At 50.7% G+C, this 17293-nt stretch carries 12 protein-coding genes; all 12 read right to left on the bottom strand.

Features of this window, described 5'->3' with window-relative positions; all coding sequences use genetic code 11:
- Window position 1: 1 nt before the first annotated feature.
- A complete protein-coding gene (gene pglZ, locus METLA_RS0100490; protein ID WP_024296680.1) occupies window positions 2-2608 on the bottom strand; it encodes a BREX-1 system phosphatase PglZ type A in 2607 nt (868 codons plus the stop codon).
- A gap of 64 nt (window positions 2609-2672) precedes the next feature.
- Window positions 2673-3917: an RNA-binding domain-containing protein gene (locus METLA_RS0100485; RefSeq protein WP_024296679.1), complete on the bottom strand. Its 1245-nt coding sequence runs from the start codon at window positions 3915-3917 to the stop codon at window positions 2673-2675.
- A gap of 11 nt (window positions 3918-3928) precedes the next feature.
- Window positions 3929-6589 (bottom strand): TrlF family AAA-like ATPase, encoded by a 2661-nt coding sequence (locus tag METLA_RS0100480; RefSeq protein ID WP_024296678.1) that lies wholly within the window; start codon window positions 6587-6589, stop codon window positions 3929-3931.
- Window positions 6590-6631: 42 nt separating this feature from the next.
- On the bottom strand, window positions 6632-10387 hold the full coding sequence (gene pglX, locus METLA_RS0100475) for a BREX-1 system adenine-specific DNA-methyltransferase PglX (RefSeq protein WP_024296677.1): 3756 nt from the start codon (window positions 10385-10387) through the stop codon (window positions 6632-6634).
- Window positions 10388-10412: 25 nt separating this feature from the next.
- On the bottom strand, window positions 10413-10841 hold the full coding sequence (locus METLA_RS0100470; RefSeq protein ID WP_029646270.1) for a type II toxin-antitoxin system VapC family toxin: 429 nt from the start codon (window positions 10839-10841) through the stop codon (window positions 10413-10415).
- The gene (locus tag METLA_RS0100465; protein WP_245598707.1) at window positions 10838-11101 is read right to left on the bottom strand and encodes a hypothetical protein; all 264 of its coding nucleotides are present in this window, start codon (window positions 11099-11101) and stop codon (window positions 10838-10840) included. The genes METLA_RS0100470 and METLA_RS0100465 overlap by 4 nt, the downstream gene beginning before the upstream one ends.
- Window positions 11102-11156: 55 nt before the next feature.
- The gene (gene brxC / locus METLA_RS0100460) at window positions 11157-14765 is read right to left on the bottom strand and encodes a BREX system P-loop protein BrxC (protein WP_024296674.1); all 3609 of its coding nucleotides are present in this window, start codon (window positions 14763-14765) and stop codon (window positions 11157-11159) included.
- Window positions 14766-14790: 25 nt separating this feature from the next.
- Window positions 14791-15378 (bottom strand): DUF1788 domain-containing protein, encoded by a 588-nt coding sequence (locus METLA_RS0100455; protein WP_024296673.1) that lies wholly within the window; start codon window positions 15376-15378, stop codon window positions 14791-14793.
- Window positions 15378-15971 (bottom strand): DUF1819 family protein, encoded by a 594-nt coding sequence (locus METLA_RS0100450; protein WP_024296672.1) that lies wholly within the window; start codon window positions 15969-15971, stop codon window positions 15378-15380. The genes METLA_RS0100455 and METLA_RS0100450 overlap by 1 nt, the downstream gene beginning before the upstream one ends.
- A gap of 3 nt (window positions 15972-15974) precedes the next feature.
- Window positions 15975-16259, bottom strand: a complete 285-nt coding sequence (locus METLA_RS0100445) for a WGR domain-containing protein (RefSeq protein ID WP_024296671.1) — start codon at window positions 16257-16259, stop codon at window positions 15975-15977.
- Between the two features lie 46 nt (window positions 16260-16305).
- Entirely contained in the window at window positions 16306-16851 is a 546-nt protein-coding gene (locus METLA_RS0100440) for a recombinase family protein (RefSeq protein WP_024296670.1), read from the bottom strand.
- A gap of 4 nt (window positions 16852-16855) precedes the next feature.
- A complete protein-coding gene (locus tag METLA_RS23020) occupies window positions 16856-17128 on the bottom strand; it encodes a hypothetical protein (protein ID WP_198408431.1) in 273 nt (90 codons plus the stop codon).
- Window positions 17129-17293 lie beyond the last annotated feature (165 nt).

Here is a 17293-nt window from a genome sequence, read left to right as displayed (position 1 = left end):
CCTAAAAATCGTTGCTGAATGCCAGATCAACTTTCAGCGGTGCCCGCAGCACTTCTACCTTGGTCGCGGCATCGCGGGCGACCAGGAAATAGTCTTTGTTACGGTCATAAGAACCCGATAGCACCGTCAGCAGCAGCGAGCGTTTGCGTTCGTCAAGCAGTTGCGAGGTGCTGTCGAAGGTGACGGTTTGTTCGTTACTGATTGGCTTATCGCCATCGCGCAAAGAGACGACTACGGACCGGGCTAATACCCGTTCGGAAACCGCTTCATTCTGAATGAATTCGAAACGTTGCGTATTGGTGACGACCTTGTTGGAGGCGCCGAGCAAGCTGATGCTGACGACCTTGGTTTTGGCCAATTCCGATTCGCTTTCACGGACCGTGATAATAGGAACCACAATCTCTTGCGGCATCGCGCTGCCGTGTACAAATCGGGCGCCGCCTGCAAAATGAAAGCGGTTCGCGCCCTTGGGTACCCAAAAATCAAGACTGCCTTCCGGTTCGGTGCCGGCCGTCAACGCCGTATTTCCATACCATGCCTTGTCATTAACGCCGATGCCCTGCCCCAATAGATAGCGTTTTTTCGCGCGTAGCGTTCCCTCGGGCTTTTCACTCAGCGCCGATTTGTCGGCCTCTTCCAATGGCGACTCCTGATAGATAAAGCCATGATCGGCTGTCAGCAGAACATTCGAGCCATTCAGGCTGTTGACGATGAAACTGACCAATTGGGCAAGTTCAACGACCGTGTCCGCAGCGGCTTCGAACGTTTTGGTCTCAGAAGACTGCTTATCGCCAATCAAGTCGATGCGATCATGATAGATATAGACCAGTCGGCGGTCGCGAACGAATTCCCGGCCTTTATCCTTTCCCATCGCCAACAAGTCTTCGGCCTTAACGGCAACGCCGGAATACGATCCCAAATAAGCGTTGCGTTGCTCCATCGTCGATACCGGCTTGCCATCGGCCAGCAGATCCAGGTTGCTGTTAATTTTATAAGCCAAGGTTTGATGCGGTAAGAGAGAGACCATTCCCAGGCCGGTATAACTGGGCAATACCCCCAATAAGCTCGATAAACTGGCCTTCAGCCGGCTTTTGCCGTTGATCGTCTGAACCAGCTCATCCGCCACTTCGAAACGAAAGGCGTCGGAGATGACCACAAAAATCCGTTTTGCGCCGCCGTCAGACAACGGCATGACGACCTGATTGAAAAAGTCCTGTTGATTGATGATGCCGGGTATCCGCCAGGAAGCGAGTAACCCCGTCTCGCCTTCGAGTAGCTTGCCCCAGGCAGAACTTAATTGGGGAATAAACCAGCCTGAATAAATGGATTCGATACGCTCCCTCAATCCATGAAGTACGGCCCAGCCCATCGGCTCGACCGCTTCGGCGGCACGGTTGAAGTGCCGGTAGAGTTGATCGAAACGAAACAGCTCCGTTTGATAACGGGAAAATCCGGCTTCGTTTGAAGCAAAACTGAAACCGTCATGGTACTGAGCCTTTAGCGTCAAAAAGTGCGCGGCCGCCTCCAAGGCATCGTAACTCGCCGCCAAGGCGCGGCTCAACTCATTCGTATTGGCCAAAATCGGGTTTGCCCAATGCCCGTCCCTGCGCCGTGCAATCAGCGCAAGTACCGAATCCATGGCGGCTCCCGCCCCGCTCAGTATTCTATCCTTCAAATCGCTAATGATGCGGCGTTCAACGGCCTCGAACGTCATCACTTCACTCAGGTCATCCGCAGAAAAAGCACTCAGCACGCGTCCCAATTCCAAATCTTGCGCAACCGCTGCCGTAAGCAGGTTATAGCTCGTAAAGTGGGTTAAATCGGAACGCCATCGTGAAGCAAAGACCGACGCATTGGCGGCGAGCTTGCGCTCGGGAAGAATAAAATGTTTCAGTGCTTCGGCCGGGTCGCCGGTCATGGAACGGCAACAATCGGTCACCAGGATGCGGAACAGCAAATCGCGCAAACTGGGCTCATTTTCGGCGTAACCGAATTGCGCCTTGGCAAGCCGCCAAAATGCATCGCCTAGATCATTGGACAGGATGTCTTGCCAGATTTTGGGCTGAGCGTTCAGATCGACTTCGCCCTCGCACACCAGGGCTGCAAACAAGCGTTGCAGGATTGAGAACAGCTCGGGCTGATCGGCGCGTGTCAGCACGGCCAGCATTTTGCGATCAAGGTCGTCGGCATTATCGGTGGCAACTACGAGACGCTTCAACCGTTCAACACGGTCCTTGGAACGCAGAAACTTGGCCCGCTCTTTCAAATAGCCACGTAGCGTTTGAGAGGCCAATCCCAAGTCATCCAGCAAAATCGATGTGGAATCAGCCTTAAAGGATTTACTGCGCAGCCGAATATCCAGCAGCCAATCTATCTTTGGATCGGGCTCCGGGTTCGAGCTATAAAGGAGCCAACGCTGCTCGGGATGGCGTTCAATATCGATTTTGATTTGTAGCGCGGGTGTCTCATGCAAACGGATGAGCTTGACGTTTTCCAGTGAAAGATTTTCCACGACTGATGAAAACTCGCCTTCCACGTCATGCCAAAACACAATGGAGTGAGAAGCAAACAAGACATTTAGTGAATCGGTGATGCGTTGCAGACTCAACTTTTTACCTTATGTTTTAGAATAAATTCAAAAGATTATTCGGCGCATTAAACGAGAATACTTTTTACAGTCCCGGGCGTGCGGGGATCACCACACGCAAATAGTCATCGGTAAGGTCAAAATCTGCATCTTTTCCGGCAAATTCACGTGTCAGGGGAACGATTTTTCTACGAACTCCCATGCCACGTGAATCAACGTATCCGTAATCACGCATAATTTCAACAATGATCGGATTTCGGGCAGAACGCTGGCCAGCCAGCATTTTGTCTATAGTCATGGAATTTTGCAGGGTACCTGGACTAATAACCTCCAAACGGTTTGAGTAATTAACCACTTCAACCTCACTTGAGCGCGTCCAGTCGCGATGCACAAATGCGTTTAAAACGGCTTCTCGAACTGCATCAAGAGGATAACGGTAATAAGAGTCTCGCCGGAGATCTTGATTGCTTTGCGAGCTTTCCTCGGATATGAAAGGCCGCATTCGATCAGCCAAGCGCTCAACCAATCCATCTTCGATGAGTATCCTCCCTTCACCCTCTCGTACCTCCCATAAGGCAACCATGGGGCCATCCAATACCGTATCGTCTTGCGCTTGATAATCCTTCTCGTCGCCTGTAAACGACATCCATCGAACGCCGGCATGTCGAAGGCTTCGTCGCGGGCTACGTCCAAACAATACCAGGCCAGCAATCGTGCAAACGGCAGAGTCGCCATCTTGACGCCCCACCATTAATCCTAGCCCTTTTAAGCGTTGTTCCCATTCCTCATGGGTTTGCGGAACTGTTAAATCACCCGCGATATTCGTCAAATAATCAGTTAACCGCCCCTGATCGAGGTCTTCGAAACAACTGCCTGAAACCGGCAATACCTCGCTATGCAGCATGCCGCCACTTTCGAATAGCCTGGCTTGTTGCTCACGCGTTGCCAAACGGGAGGTGCTGCCGACGCGAACGAAAATTTCTTCTCGATTATTATTTCTAACCACATAGGGCTTTGAAGCGCCTTGGGTCAAAGAAATAACGGCAACTCGTTTGCCATCGTCGAATTCCACCTCTTCGTAATAAGGGAGAATCATGGGATGAATATAGCGGCCAAACACGGTATCCATAACCCAGGTTTCCAAGTCATTTCGTTGGATGCCGCTAATAGTTCCGTCGTCTTCAACGCCTAAAAGCAGCTTGCCTCCCTGAAAATTCGCCAGAGCGACGATCTCTTTAGCTAATTGCTCCGGTCGTAAGTCATCTCTTTTGAATTCCACACCGGAATTCTCGCCATTGGCGATAATTTCCAACAATTCAGACTTCAACATTAAAACTGCCTCTAAAATTCATACTTTTCTTTTCGCTGGATAAACGCTGCTCTTCCCCCTTCCAGGATATTAGCTACCTGATCGCGAATTGCAGGCACATCGATTGATCCCTGCGCATCGACTTCCAGTGAACCGTGATTATCCTCCGAAGTAAATACACCAATCCATTCAGCATCACCAAAAACAGGAATATTAGCGTTATGGGTAGCAAATAAAAATTGCCGACTGGTTTTTGCGGCGCGCAACTCATGGACGATTCGCTCGGCAATAAATGCATTATCCAAATTGTCTTCGGGTTGATCCATAATCAATGGATCAACATTTTCCAGCAATAACATGTGTAAAATGGCAGTGCATTGCTGTCCGGTCGAGAGTTTATCCAAAGGTTTGTAGATCGCCTCGGATTCACCGTGCGAAATGTTAAGAAAAATATCGACGCGGTGACCCAGTTCCAATGCTTCCAACTCCATTAACTGCGAGACCGAGAGATTAGCCAAGGCATCAGCGACCATTGGCGTAATGCCCAACTCGACCTGAACCATACCTTGCCCTTGGCGTATACAGTTCGCTAACGCCAATGGTTTTATCGTTTCCAACTCATCAATCCAGGCTAACCGTTTTTCACCCACTCCCTCAAGTCGACAACCCAGCAAGAAATTTTTTAACGGGGTGCGGTCAGCTTCAATGACAACATCAACCTTCAACTTGCCTTTCAGATGGCTATTCAATTTCTTTGCCGCGAGGCGAAGGCTCTTGGTGTGTTGATCCCGAAGATCGGACAATTCCGCAAGCAGATTACGACGTTCCTGTTCCTGAGATGTCCTTAATTTGTCGAGGTTGGCGACTCTGGATTTCAAAGGTTTGATTCTTTCGATTTCCTGCAGCAAGCGTTGATAGGCGGTACCAACTTCCTGGCCGCTCTTTCCCGACATGGTCGGAAGACTACGTAATGCTTTTTCCAACTCCGCTTCGCCTTGTTGTAGGGATTGTTCCCATACCTTAAGGTAGGTAGCCAGTTGTTGTTCACCTTGGGCAAGTTCCACTTGCAATTCGCTGACATGACGATCAAAGCTTTTTTGCATATCTTGCAACGTTTCACGGATAGGAATTAGCAATGCCGCATTGGGCAAACCTTCCAAAGCTTTGTCGCTAATAAACACCAAATCCGGAAGATTGTCGCGTAACGCAATCAGGCCGGCTTGCAAATGCTGGATCTCTTCGTTCGTACGCTCGACGATTTGTCGTTCCCGGGCGAATAAAGGCGTCCTCGACAGTTTTTCCTGAACGCCCAGAGAATTAAATCCTTGTACCTGTTCTTCCAATTTAGGTAAACGCGCAACCTGTGTTTGCAGGTCATCGACTTCGCTTAAGGTTTTAAGGAATTTCTGTTGATTATCATGCAGTCGCTTCCGCAAATTGGCATTAGTTTGCTCATAGTCGCCATCATTCGGCAGAAATCGATCCAAAAGCCGAAGCCGGCTCTGTTCATCCTGAGCCAATTCATAGATTTCATTTTGGCCGTAGATGTCGATGCCTGGCAACAAATCGCGGGGATGTAAAGTGGAAGCATTGCCTTCAGCATCGCGCACGATCGGCATTTCGCCATAACGCCGAGAAACCCGGTAAAGACGGCCATGTTGGGCCGATGAAATAATTTCCAGTTCAATCCGGCCAGAGTCTTTGCCTAAATTTTCCTTGATAATCTCCAAATGCAATTTTTGCGCCTGTTTGCCTTTTGGCTGGATATCGAGTGCGTAGCGCAAACATTCCAACAGAGTCGATTTACCGGCGCCACGCCCGCCGATCACGGTATTGAGATGAGAAGAAAACTTAATATTTAGGCCGTCCAAATAACCGCCGGAAATAGCCATCGATACGATCTCGCCTGTGGGTTTCTCTTCGCGTTGGGAATTCAGCCGGATACGTGACTCAGGATCAAGAAAAGCCACCTTGAATGCATCGAAGCAAGGCTTGGTCATTTTGATCCAGCATGTGGCGCTGCTCTCATCCAGGTCAGCGGGTTTTGCGACATCCTTGGCATTGATAATGGCAATCGGACGTTCGCGTTTCCAGTTAGCATCTTCGTTTTCAACAATGCGCTTGAACTGGAGCGGCAGATCTGAAACAGGTCCTGGTATTTGCCCGGCACGAACTAGAGCATGATCTTTCCAAATATGAACCAAACCACCGCCATCTTGGTTTAGACGAAGCAAGCCGTTTTTTCCGGTCATATGTGCGGCATACCAGAAGCCGCCGATATCGCTAACCACTCTGGCTAACGCCAAACAACCAAGCTTAGATGGCCACACTTTTTCTTCAGGATTGGTCAAGTCGAGCCTTCCCAGATAACGGTTCAACTGATCTTTGCTCGTCCCTTCCGGGAACAAACAGACCATGTGGATTTTTTCGGTCGAAGCGATCTCGAAACCGGGAAAAACCACAATACCATGGGGTTCCAGAAACATGCGCAAGGCATCGATACTGTCCACGCTGCCATGATCGGCCAGTCCGACAACCTTAATATCGTGCTCCAGGCATTTTTCCAATAATTGCTGGTTATAGTCTGCCTCGCTCAATCCGTGCTCGTCACCTCGGTAAGCACTGTTATAACCTACTGGATTCACTTGCAAAGCGCAGCGCCAATATCGTGCATAAGTGTACTGTTCGCTCATAGGTGTGCCTGATTTTGTTGAGAACGAATCCAAAGTTGGGTCTTAATCATCGCTAGCACCTCCCGTTACAGCCTTAACTTCTGCTAACAGATCACCAAACTTGCCGTAGTTGACCTTTACGCCGTCATCCAGATCGAGCTGGATGCGCAGGTCGGCGTAGTGGCGGAGTTTTTCGTCGTAGGCGAGCAGTTCGACGTGTTTTTTCTTGAGCTTTTCGATGTCCTTGTTCAGCTTGTTGCGGGCCGCGTTGGACGGGGCGGCTGCGGCATCTTTTTCCAGCATTTCGATGCGGGACTGGATTTTGCCGGTGAGCGGCACGACGTATTCGGCGCGCATGCGGGCCAATGTACCTTCGTGGTAGCGGTGCAGGTAGACCAGTGCCTGGAAGGCGCTTTGTTTACCGCTGGAGAACAGCCAGTAAATCGGGCGTTTTTTGTAGGTTTGCAGATGATCCTTGAAGAAACTGCCGGCCAGATAGCGGCGGATAGCTTCTTGCGGGGTTTCATTGGCTTTTTGCCCCAAGCTTTCCGCCAGCCAGGCCAGGTTTTCGTTCAGGGTTTCCGCGCCCCAGACCGCCAGCAAGAATTCGCGAATGCGATTGGCAGCATCGTCCTCGAACCAGAGTTCGTCGGTGATCGGCACGATGCCGTCGGCATCGGGAGCAAAAATCCCCCCCTTTGAAAAAGGGGGGTTAGGGGGGATTTGCTCTTGACTTTCTGCCTGCGCGAATTGGGAAATCCCCCCCGCCCCCCCTTTTTCAAAGGGGGGAGTGTCAATGCCATAGTAGATTTTGTCGAAATCGATATTCCCCGCATGCGCATAAATCAACCCCGGCCTGTCCAGCCGGTAACGCCCCATCATGCAGCCGATGGCGTAGGAAATCAGCCGTTGGCAGTCTTTTTCGCGGTCTGCGCGGGTCAGGGTGATTTGTTCTTCGGGGACTTCGGGGGAAAGTTCGTCTTGCAGGCCGTAGGCTTCGATGAAGAGGCGGTTGTTTTCTTCTTCCAGGCGTTGCATTTCGTTAATGTCGGCCCGGTTTTGCGTTTGCCAATGCTCAAAAGCCTGTTCTAAGGTGTTTTGTTTTTGGCGAATCAGTAGATTTTTGGTGAAATTCCAAGAGGTTTCGTAATTGTCCCAGTCGTTTTTTGATCTTTCAATTGCAGATTGACAGATTTTGCTTATTTCATTTTTAAAAGGCAGTATTTTTTCTTTATTAAATGGCAGAGCTGCAACACTCCCAGACACAAAATGCATAGTAGGATTTGTTATGCCAATTAAAAACTGACAAACTTTTGAACAAAGAAAAGGGAGAAAAATTTCGTTTTCCACATCAAACAACGAAGGAGCTTCAACGTTAAATATTGTGCCAGTTTCCATTATCCGAGCACTAAAGAAAGAGCTAGTTGTATGCGACCAAGTAATGCCATTTTGAAAATATCGCTCTGTATTTTTAATTATCCTAGTTGGCGAACCATATAAACCAGTTGCAAATTCAAATAATTCCTGACCGTCATTTTCCCAATTTAGAACGAAATCATCATTGCCATACCATTTTTTAAAAGCCCCACCTTTTTTATGAGGAAACCATTTTTTTTCAGAGTTTTTTGCTTCAATTCTTGATCTGTAGCCATAGCCAAATTTTGAATAACAAATTTCAAACCACTGCCTGAGAAATCTGTCGTTATCGCTTGTTTGTAAGCCTGAACCAGTGCTGCCGTAATCTCCTATCTTTTGGCAATTTTCAAAGACATTGAAAACAGATGATCCAACAAAGAAAACTATAGGACTACCCGGAATTTTCTTGAAATCATCCTGCACTGTAGTATCGAATCGATTTTGACCTGCAAGCAAAGCCATGTTCTTTTGTTCCTCTTGCCCATCCACCAAGCGAAAAAACACTGGTTTGTAGCCATTGAAATGTTTACCTTGCAACACAAAAGCCGTCGTCTGCACCACTTCGCCGGAAATCTCGCCAAACGCCCGCGCGCCCAAATGCGCCATCGTGGCAATGGTGCGCTCCGTCAGCAACTTCTCCCGCATGGTCTCGAAAGAAGACAAAAACATCCAGCTCTGCATCGTCACCATGCTGTTAAAACCGGATGGTTTGCACCACTCAAAGCCTCTCTCGATGAACATCGCAAACAAATCCGACTTACTATCGGGAAACGTACGCTTGGCATAATCCTTCAACGCCGCATTCATGCCTTTGCCGCCCATATACGGAGGATTCGCCACCACCGCATCGAACTGCATGCCCAAAATCCGCGCCTGCCGCACCAACGGCAACAAATCGAGCGCCGCCGCTTGCGCAAGCAGATCGCCGCTTTGCACGGCCTGTTGCAAAGCAACCTCCATTGCCGGCAGTTGCGCATTCAAGTCTGCCGCAATTTGAATCAACGAGCCGAAGGTAAGGGCATGCGTGAAAGTCTCTAGCAACGAGGCAATCGTAGGTTGGGCTGAGTTTACGAAGCCCAACGCTTTCGGCGGCAATGTTGGGCTTCCTGCGTCAGCCCAACCTACGAAACCCGCTAAATGGGCGGTCAACTCATCGGCATCCAGACCTTTGCTTTCCTGCAATGCCAGCACATTGAGCTTGGGCGGATTGTCAAGCAGTCGCCGATCATCAGCGCGTGCTTTCATCAACAAAGCAAATCCTGCCAGTTGCGCGGCACGGTCATCGATGTCCAGACCAAAGAGGTTTTTTTCCAAAATTAGGCGCGGAATGCTGCGGGGCTGGTAACCGCGTTCCAGATAAATCGCCTTCAATACCTCGTAGGCTTCCACTAGGATATGTCCGGAACCGCATGCAGGATCGAGGACGGTCAGGGATTCCGGATTCAGACTCCCCCTCACCCCCGGCCCCTCTCCCTCAGGGAGAGGGGAGTCCTCGTCGATGCGCGTTTGAATCAACGCATCCAGCTGGGTTTGTACTTCAGGCGTCTGTTCGGCGGGTTCGATGTAATACGGCCACTGGCTTTTCAGCGTGGATGCTGGATTAGCCATCAGCCACAGCCGGCCGATGCTGTTCTGCACCAGATATTGGACGATCCAATTAGGGGTAAACAGCTGAGTGGCGGCAGGAATGTCTTCGGATTTAACCATCTTGCCGATGACCTGATCCTTTTTCTCGCTGATGTAGAATTGATACAGCCAGCCGATGATTTCGACCTGGCTCCAGTCTTCTTCCGGAATCGCCTCGACCAGTTTGGCGACGACCGAATCGGTCAGCAACAAATTGTCCGGGAGCAGCAGTTCGGTTTCGTCGTCGATATGTTCGAAGAGAAACGGCATTGCATTGGATAGCGCGTTGCATTGCGCGATCAGGGTCAGCCGGTAAAGTTCGCCGTCCTGGTCGCCGGCCAGTTTGAGTTCGATCGCGCGCTCAGGATTCAGGCCGGGAAGGTCGCCGTGTTGCGCCAGTTCCGGCGCAGACCCAAGAATTTCCGGCAGGCCGCCCGCGCGGTTGGACAGCACCCGATAGCCGTGATTTAGGTAGTCGTGGATTTCCATGTAACGCAACGCGGCAAAGCGGTTGAACCAGGTATAGGCCACGTTTTCCATGGTTTGAGCAAAGCCGTGCTTCTGGATCAGCCTAATCAGGTTGTCGCGTTGACGGCTGATTTTGGCCGGCCAGGACTGGCCGGCAATGATCACCCAATCCCCACTTTTTTCGGCAGGCGCAATCTGCAATTGGCCGTTGTTATCGGCCAAGCCCAGCCGATGCGCGCGGGCAGTGACGGCGGCGATGAAGTCTTTGCGGGCTTGCGGGGCGTAGGTTTTGAGTTTGGCTTTGTTCATGCACAATCATCCCTGGGATGTTTCTTTAGTGGGCGAATTTGAAATCGGGTAGCAGGGTAATCCGGCCGAAACCCAAAGCTTTCTCGTAATAACGGCGATCGGCGGTCACCAGTATGGCGCCGGGGGTATTCAGAGCCACCGCGTGGTATAGGGTATCGAACAAGTGATGCCGGCAACGGATTGCAAGATCCATGGCCGTGGCATAAATCTCCGGCTCCTCGGAAAAACGGCTTTCGATGGCCAATAAATCGAACAAATCATCCTGGGCTTCTTCCGGTTTTTCGCGGGCCAGCACCGCCGTGACCTCGGCAATAAAATGCGGAGGTTGCAGCATTTGTATACGGCCTTCATCGATGCCTGACAGGATGGCTAACGCCAGGTCGCAATCGGCTTCATCTTCCCGGCTCTGAAAAAACCATTTCAGGGCGACGCTGGCGTCCACCACAACAATCATGGGCGGCCTTCTTCCCGTGCTGTCTGTAGCTCTTCATCGGTCATGGCCGGGGCATGCTTACGCCGTTCCAAGATTCTTGCAATCGCTTTATGACTGCGTTGTTTACGCTGCGCACGTTCGACGGCCTCGCGCATCAAATCGGCGATAACGGCGCTCTTGTTCTGGCCTTTGTAGGCTTCATTAAACGCATCTTTAACGTCATCCGGCACACTGAAATTTACGGTAGCCATCATAGCCTCCTGAATTGTTGAAATTTTCAACAAATTATCTGCGCTTGCCGAAAGAATAGCAATGCGTCAGAAAACATAAGCCGCTTTATTGAATCCGAACTCTTTTGCCTTCCCGAACCGTGGCCGATAATTTATCTTTCAATTTAGCGAGATAGGCTTCGATATCGCTTTCGTTTTCCAAATAGGTTTTAATGCTACACTCAGAGGCGCGAACGACGACTGTCGGCGCAATCGGCTGAGTGCCTGCTCCGGACACCGGAGCACTAGTGCCCCCCGGTTCCTTGATTCCAGCCGGTTCCGGCTTCTGCGCAGAGGCGATCAGATCCATGGCCTCATCCAGTCGACTTCCTGCCTGCTCTTTGAGATAGCGTATCCTGGGAATGCTGTTTAATGCAGCCACAGTAGTTTTCAACTGCTGCAAAGGATACAAAGCTCTATTTCGCAGATCGACTTCTGCTTGCGCTTGGTTCAGTGCAGCCTCGATTTCGCCCAGTTTTTCGTCAATTGACATCAGTGCCGTTTCCCGTTCACTGCCGGCAATTCGATCATTGGCGACGGCAACCGTGCTCAGTAACGGATCGATGCGGTTGATTTGGGCATAAGGGGCAGGATTGTCGCGAATGGTTTCCAGTTCTTTCAAGGCGTTGGCGGCGGCCAAATCTTGCTGCAATGCCTCGCGGTTATCCGCAAACTCGCCCAAGGCTTCGAGCATTTTCCGCCAGGTGGTCACCTGGGTTTTATAGAAACTGGTCACATCGTGAATGTCTTCGCTCAGATCCAGCCAGTCATCCTTGCCTTTCAGCAGGGTTTCAATGAATTCATAACTGTCGCGAATTGCCAGTTGCTTGCCGATGCGCGCTGCGGCTTGTTCGATCACCATTTTGCCGGGATAGAATTTGCCGGTGGCGATATGGCCGTAGCTTTTCAGTTCGTCCTGCCAATTCTTAAAACTTTCGCGCGTATCGGCGACCAAACCGTCTTCATCTTCACGAGGAAGTTTGGCGAACAGCTCGCGGTGCAGATCGCGTGCGCGTTTGATCGTAACGCTATCGGCCGATTTACGCTTCAGAATCGAGACCTGTCTAAACCGGACGGATTTGGTCAATGGGTCTATCGCCGAGCGCGGATCAAGATCAGCGCCTTCGAGCATCAATTTAATCTCGCCGGCCATGTAAAGCCGGGCAATGAGCAAAACAATTTCCCATTCTGGCTTCCATCCCCAGGGAATACCGGTAAACCGATCGACAATATCGGAAAGCAACACGCGGTTTTCCGATGCCGTGAGCAACAGATATTGCCTGAGTTCGTTGAGCGCCAAAGGGTTAAGCTCTTCGATATTGCTATCCAGCGACAGTTGTTTGACGTCATCGGCGGAGAGTACGGCCTTGATTTCGGCGACAGGGTCGGCGCAGCGGTATTTCAGATAGGGCAGCTTGCTGTAGGTGTTGGCGATCAAATAGTTGATCACTTCATCCAGCAGGCTGGTCGGATGCAGTCCGGCTTTAATGCTGGGTTTTTGCCCCAAGACATAAAAATCACCGAGGGCCATCAGATTGCCGAGTTGCTCGACCAAGCGCAGCCGGCGTTCCCGGTTTTCTTCCTTACGATCGGATAGGATACGCTTCAATGACGGCGTGGCTTGATCCGCCTTCGGGCTGATGATGTATTTTTCGATTTGCAGGTAAAGCGTCAGTTCTTCGTAAAGCCGTTGGCCTTCTGCCATGCGAATGATCGCGCGGCCTGTCCCTTCGGCGCTGCGCATAGTACAAGTCGCTTCATGCATTTTTTCGTAGTCATCGCCCAAAGGAGTGAGGACTTCCAGCGTGAGCGTGTGGCCGGCGGTTTTCCAGGGGGCACCGTCCAGCAGACGATTAAATTCGTAATCGCCTTTGGTGTCGCGATGCCGTACTTTGTTTTGGCTTCTCAGGATGTCTTCGAAAATCAACTCTGACAGCAGACGGGTTCTCTCCGCCGATGAAATTTCGACATGGCCAAGTTCGCGGGCGACATCGCGTTCTTCATTGGTCAGGAAAAACCAGAGATCGCCGTTACGGCTGACCAACTGCTGTTGTTCCAACCTGGCAAGAGATTCTTGAATGCGGCGCTTGAGGCTCAGTTTGTCGGCATCGACTTCATCAACGCAGAGCGTGGCTAAATTGTCGATGTTCGGCTTGACCGTTTCCGGAATGTAGCGGATCAGGAACAATGCCTTGAGCAATTGAGTGTCATAGGGCTCCAATGACGGATTATCAGGCGCTTGATCGATCGATCTTTTAGCGATGCTATCGATGAAGCTTTCGATCGAAGGATAAAAATCGTAAAGCGGAATCAAGGCATCGATAGGCTTACCGGCATTTTGCACGGCGGCCGACTGGAATGCATCCAAAAGGGAACGCTCTCCACGTGAAAGATGCTTGCCGGTGGCCCCGACTTTGCGAATCGACTCGAAGATTTTTTGCAGCAATTGGAATTGATACGGCGCAAACGGATAATAGGCTACAAATTCCACCGCATCCCGGTAACCCCGGAGATTGACGCCATTGCCCAGAAAGGACAGTTGGTTGTTGATGATGTCGCCTTTTTGAGCAAAAACGTCCCGCAGCGTGACATGGGCCGGTTCGGTTTTAGCCAGTAAGCGCTCGCCGATGACTTCGTCCGTATTGGAACTGGCCAGAGACAGCCGGGTATGGAAGCGTGCCTGAATTTTGGAAAAATCCTGGGATTTGGCCTTGTTGGCCTCGCCGATCGCCGCATCGATATCTTCCTGGCTGGTCACAATCACCCAGGCGCGGCCTTTGCAGAGTGTCCCCAGTTGCTCGATGATGGTTTGCAGGCTCAGCATCAGCTGCGTGTTATCGCCGATAAACTGTCCGACTTCATCGACCAGAAATATCACGCGATGGTCGGCAGGCTGGGTATCCAAGTAGTCATTGACCAGTTTGGCGAAGCCTTCGATGTTGATGCGGTAACCCTCGCGGGCATTGTCGAACCAACGGCCGGCCGACTCTTCCGTCATATTGAGCGATTGGGCCAATGCGGCAATCACATCATCGCGGAGAAAGTCGACCGCATCGCGTTCTTGATGCCAGGCATTGCCGTTGCGATCCTGAAATATTGTTTTGAAAGTTTCGTAGGCGCCTTTGGAGATCAGGTAGCGCTCCATTTCGGCGATATGAGGCGCGTCGCCGCAAAGGCCGAGCTTTTCATTGAATACGCGCAGAAAAACCTGAACAATCGCATCGCGTTCGGATTTTGCATCGGCCTTCGCATCGATATTGAACAGCATGACATCGGCCGTGCCCTTAATGGCGCGGTGAATGTCCGCCAACAGCATCGGATCCTTGATTTTGTGCTCATCAAAAAACTCAACGGCTCTTTTATGTTTGCCTGTTTTGGGGTCGACGGCTTCAATGTTTTCCAGTAAATAGGACAGGATTTTGATGTAGTGCGATTTCCCAGATCCGAAAAACCCCGAGACCCAAACGCCCATCCGTGCGGTAATGGTCGGATCTTTGGCTTTTTCGGCCGCGGCCAGGTAGGCATCGAAAAAGCGCCGAAAATATTCGGTGAGCTGTTTGGTGACAACGTATTCTTCCAATTCCTGCCAAATGCTTTCCGCATCCAACTGGTCGGCCTTGATGACGCCATTTATGGGGCGATCGATCGGCTTGGTGAATAACTCCCTTATTTCCATGTGGTAATCTCGATAAGCAGTTGGATTATTGCGCTTCAGGAACCAACCTGAAGGCGCGGTAGTAATGATCTTCGGATAACTTATTGAACAAGCGCAGCGAGTAGCCGTCATAGCGGCCAGGGTAAAACATCAGCAATGGTGTTCTCCTCATCAAAGGATGCAACGCCGAGAGCAAGGTATGGGTTCTGAGCATCGGATAAGCACTACCGACACCCCAAAGGATCAATACATCGATCTGATCGAGATCGACGAGGGAAACGATTTTTTGAGCCAGCTTGTCTTCCTTCAGAACCGGGCGCAAGGCGGCCATGACAGCCTCGTCGCCTTTGGTGCGCTGCATTTCGATCGCTTTATCGAGCAGTCTGCGTTCCTCCAGCAGTTGGATGACCAGGTCAAATAGGTTGATCACGCCGGCTCGAATGGGCGGCTGTGATTTATGGAGGCTCGTGAGAACGGTCCGGGTCAGAAAGTCTCGCATCTCCATTTCCCGCTCCGGCGGGTAATCAAAAATCCAGAAGCCGATTTCATTACCGAGGCCTTTGCTGCTCAGAAACTCGGCAGAGCTAATTTTGGGCAGAATCTGATTGAGTCGTTCTTCGAAGGTGAGCGCCATTAGGCTCGCCCCAAGAGTTCCACTATCGAGTGATCTCCTTGCGCCGATAGGTAGCGTCTAATATCAGGATGCAACGATTGCGGTGTAATTTTCATGCTGCGTGTGTTTTCAAGATACTTGGCTTCGGTAAGGATACGGACGATGACCTGGAACAGTTTAGCTTGTGTTGAAGCCGACCAATGTTTCACTGATGAATCCCTGTGGGCGCATTCGGTGAAAAATCCTTCCCAGTCGCCGGAAGAAATTGACAAGTTTAATCGGCGCTGATGATCGATGTAAACATTCGCAATAAAATCTGCGAGCAGCCGGCTATGTTTAACTGCCGCCACCAGTAACAGCTGAATTGCAACTTCTTGTTCACGATGGGCAATCATTTCCCACGCGGAAGTATCAAGGGTATTCAGACGATTCCTGATCAATTTTGCTTGGCGTAAAGCGGTAGACGGGGCTTTTTTCTGCAGCAGATTATCCTCGACCAGCGCCCGTCTCCAGGCATTCTCATTGGGGTGAGTCAGCAAGAAAGCCGCAATGCGGCGACTCTCTAAGGGCATCAGAGAGCCTGCAGAAATTTCTGCGTTATAAGAAATAGTCATGGTTTAGCTATTGTTTGCTCGTGTGGCAGGGCTATTTTTTATTTCATAGCCAATTCCCAGCCTTTTAGGAGCGGATTGCCGGCGTTTGAGGGACTTTTGCACATATTTGAGTGCTTCGTCTTCATTGTTGACGACAGTCACGAGGGTTCGTCCTTTGCCACCAATCCGCCCGTAAGTGGTTTCCACGATCCAATTACCGAAGAGGTCCTGACCATAAGCCAGCGAATAGGCTCGGTGAATATTGCGGGCGGGATCTCGCGCTGCGAGATAAGCAATCGGTATCAGCATGAATCGGCTTCCTTAATCACTCCTCTTCCTCCCGGCATATGTCATTTTATTCTTGCAAGCTTAGATAAAGCGTTGACCGTGCCACGTTGAGCTGCTTCGCCACAAGTGCGGGGCTTTCCCCTTCTTCTATCAGCTTGCGGGCGTGTTTGATTTGTTGCGGTGTCAATTTGGGTTTCCGCCCCATTTTTACCCCCCGCGCTTGCGCCGCTGCCCTTCCCGCCTGGGTGCGCTCCTGAATTAAAGAGCGTTCCAGTTCTGCCAGTATTCCGATCATTTGCCATATCGCCCGACCGGTCGGGGTTTTGGTGTCGATGGATTCGGTCAGCGATTGAAATTGAATCTTGCGCTCTTTCAGATCGTCAAGGAAGGCGATGAGATCATGCAGCGATCGCCCGATCCCGTCGAGCTTCCATACAATCAAGACGTCATCGGCATCCAGCGCGGCGAGGCATTTGTTCAATTCAGGACGTTGCCGCTTTGCGCCACTCGCCTTATCGACATAGATTTTTTGGCACCCTGCCCTTTTCAGAGCGTCGAGCTGCAAATCGGGGTTCTGGTCATCGGTCGAGACACGCGCATAGCCTATTTTCATGCGCTCATTTTCGGACAGATTTATCGGACATGCAAGCCTTTGATTTTATAAAGGCAAACAATTGTCCGAAAAATCCAGAATTTCCGGACAAATCCACAGATCTGAGAAAGAGGCGAGCAATAAGACTGCCAACAACAATATCCGGCAAGCGTGAGGCGAGCAGATAGCTACCAGCAGCGGCTAGCAAGACACTCACGTTCGCGATCAGGTCATTTCTGGAACATAGCCATGTGGAACTCATGTTGAGGTTGTCGCTCCGGTGACGATAGAGCAGCAATTTCTCTTTCCTCCGCCTCCCGCACAGGTATCTTTACATGGTAAGCGGTTGTGTAAATTTCAGCGCCACTTCTGTTTGTCATGTCATAACTAAACTGTTTGTATGGTTTATATCCACCAAGATTATGGGTTTATTTTTACCTATTAGCCCTTAATTAACTTGTAA

The organism is Methylomicrobium lacus LW14 (genome assembly GCF_000527095.1).
Lineage (GTDB): Bacteria > Pseudomonadota > Gammaproteobacteria > Methylococcales > Methylomonadaceae > Methylomicrobium > Methylomicrobium lacus.
Note: the sequence above shows the minus strand (reverse complement) of the source record. Positions and strands in the feature narration are given on the sequence as shown.

Excerpts from the sequence above, each read along its gene's own strand:
- METLA_RS0100485 (WP_024296679.1), bottom strand. The coding sequence starts at position 3,917 with ATGTTGAAGTCTGAATTGTTGGAAATTATCGCCAATGGCGAGAATTCC.
- pglX (WP_024296677.1), bottom strand. The coding sequence starts at position 10,387 with ATGAACAAAGCCAAACTCAAAACCTACGCCCCGCAAGCCCGCAAAGAC.
- METLA_RS0100450 (WP_024296672.1), bottom strand. The coding sequence starts at position 15,971 with ATGACTATTTCTTATAACGCAGAAATTTCTGCAGGCTCTCTGATGCCC.
- METLA_RS0100470 (WP_029646270.1), bottom strand. The coding sequence starts at position 10,841 with ATGATTGTTGTGGTGGACGCCAGCGTCGCCCTGAAATGGTTTTTTCAG.
- brxC (WP_024296674.1), bottom strand. The coding sequence starts at position 14,765 with ATGGAAATAAGGGAGTTATTCACCAAGCCGATCGATCGCCCCATAAAT.
- METLA_RS0100480 (WP_024296678.1), bottom strand. The coding sequence starts at position 6,589 with ATGAGCGAACAGTACACTTATGCACGATATTGGCGCTGCGCTTTGCAA.
- METLA_RS0100445 (WP_024296671.1), bottom strand. The coding sequence starts at position 16,259 with ATGCTGATACCGATTGCTTATCTCGCAGCGCGAGATCCCGCCCGCAAT.
- METLA_RS0100440 (WP_024296670.1), bottom strand. The coding sequence starts at position 16,851 with ATGAAAATAGGCTATGCGCGTGTCTCGACCGATGACCAGAACCCCGAT.
- METLA_RS0100455 (WP_024296673.1), bottom strand. The coding sequence starts at position 15,378 with ATGGCGCTCACCTTCGAAGAACGACTCAATCAGATTCTGCCCAAAATT.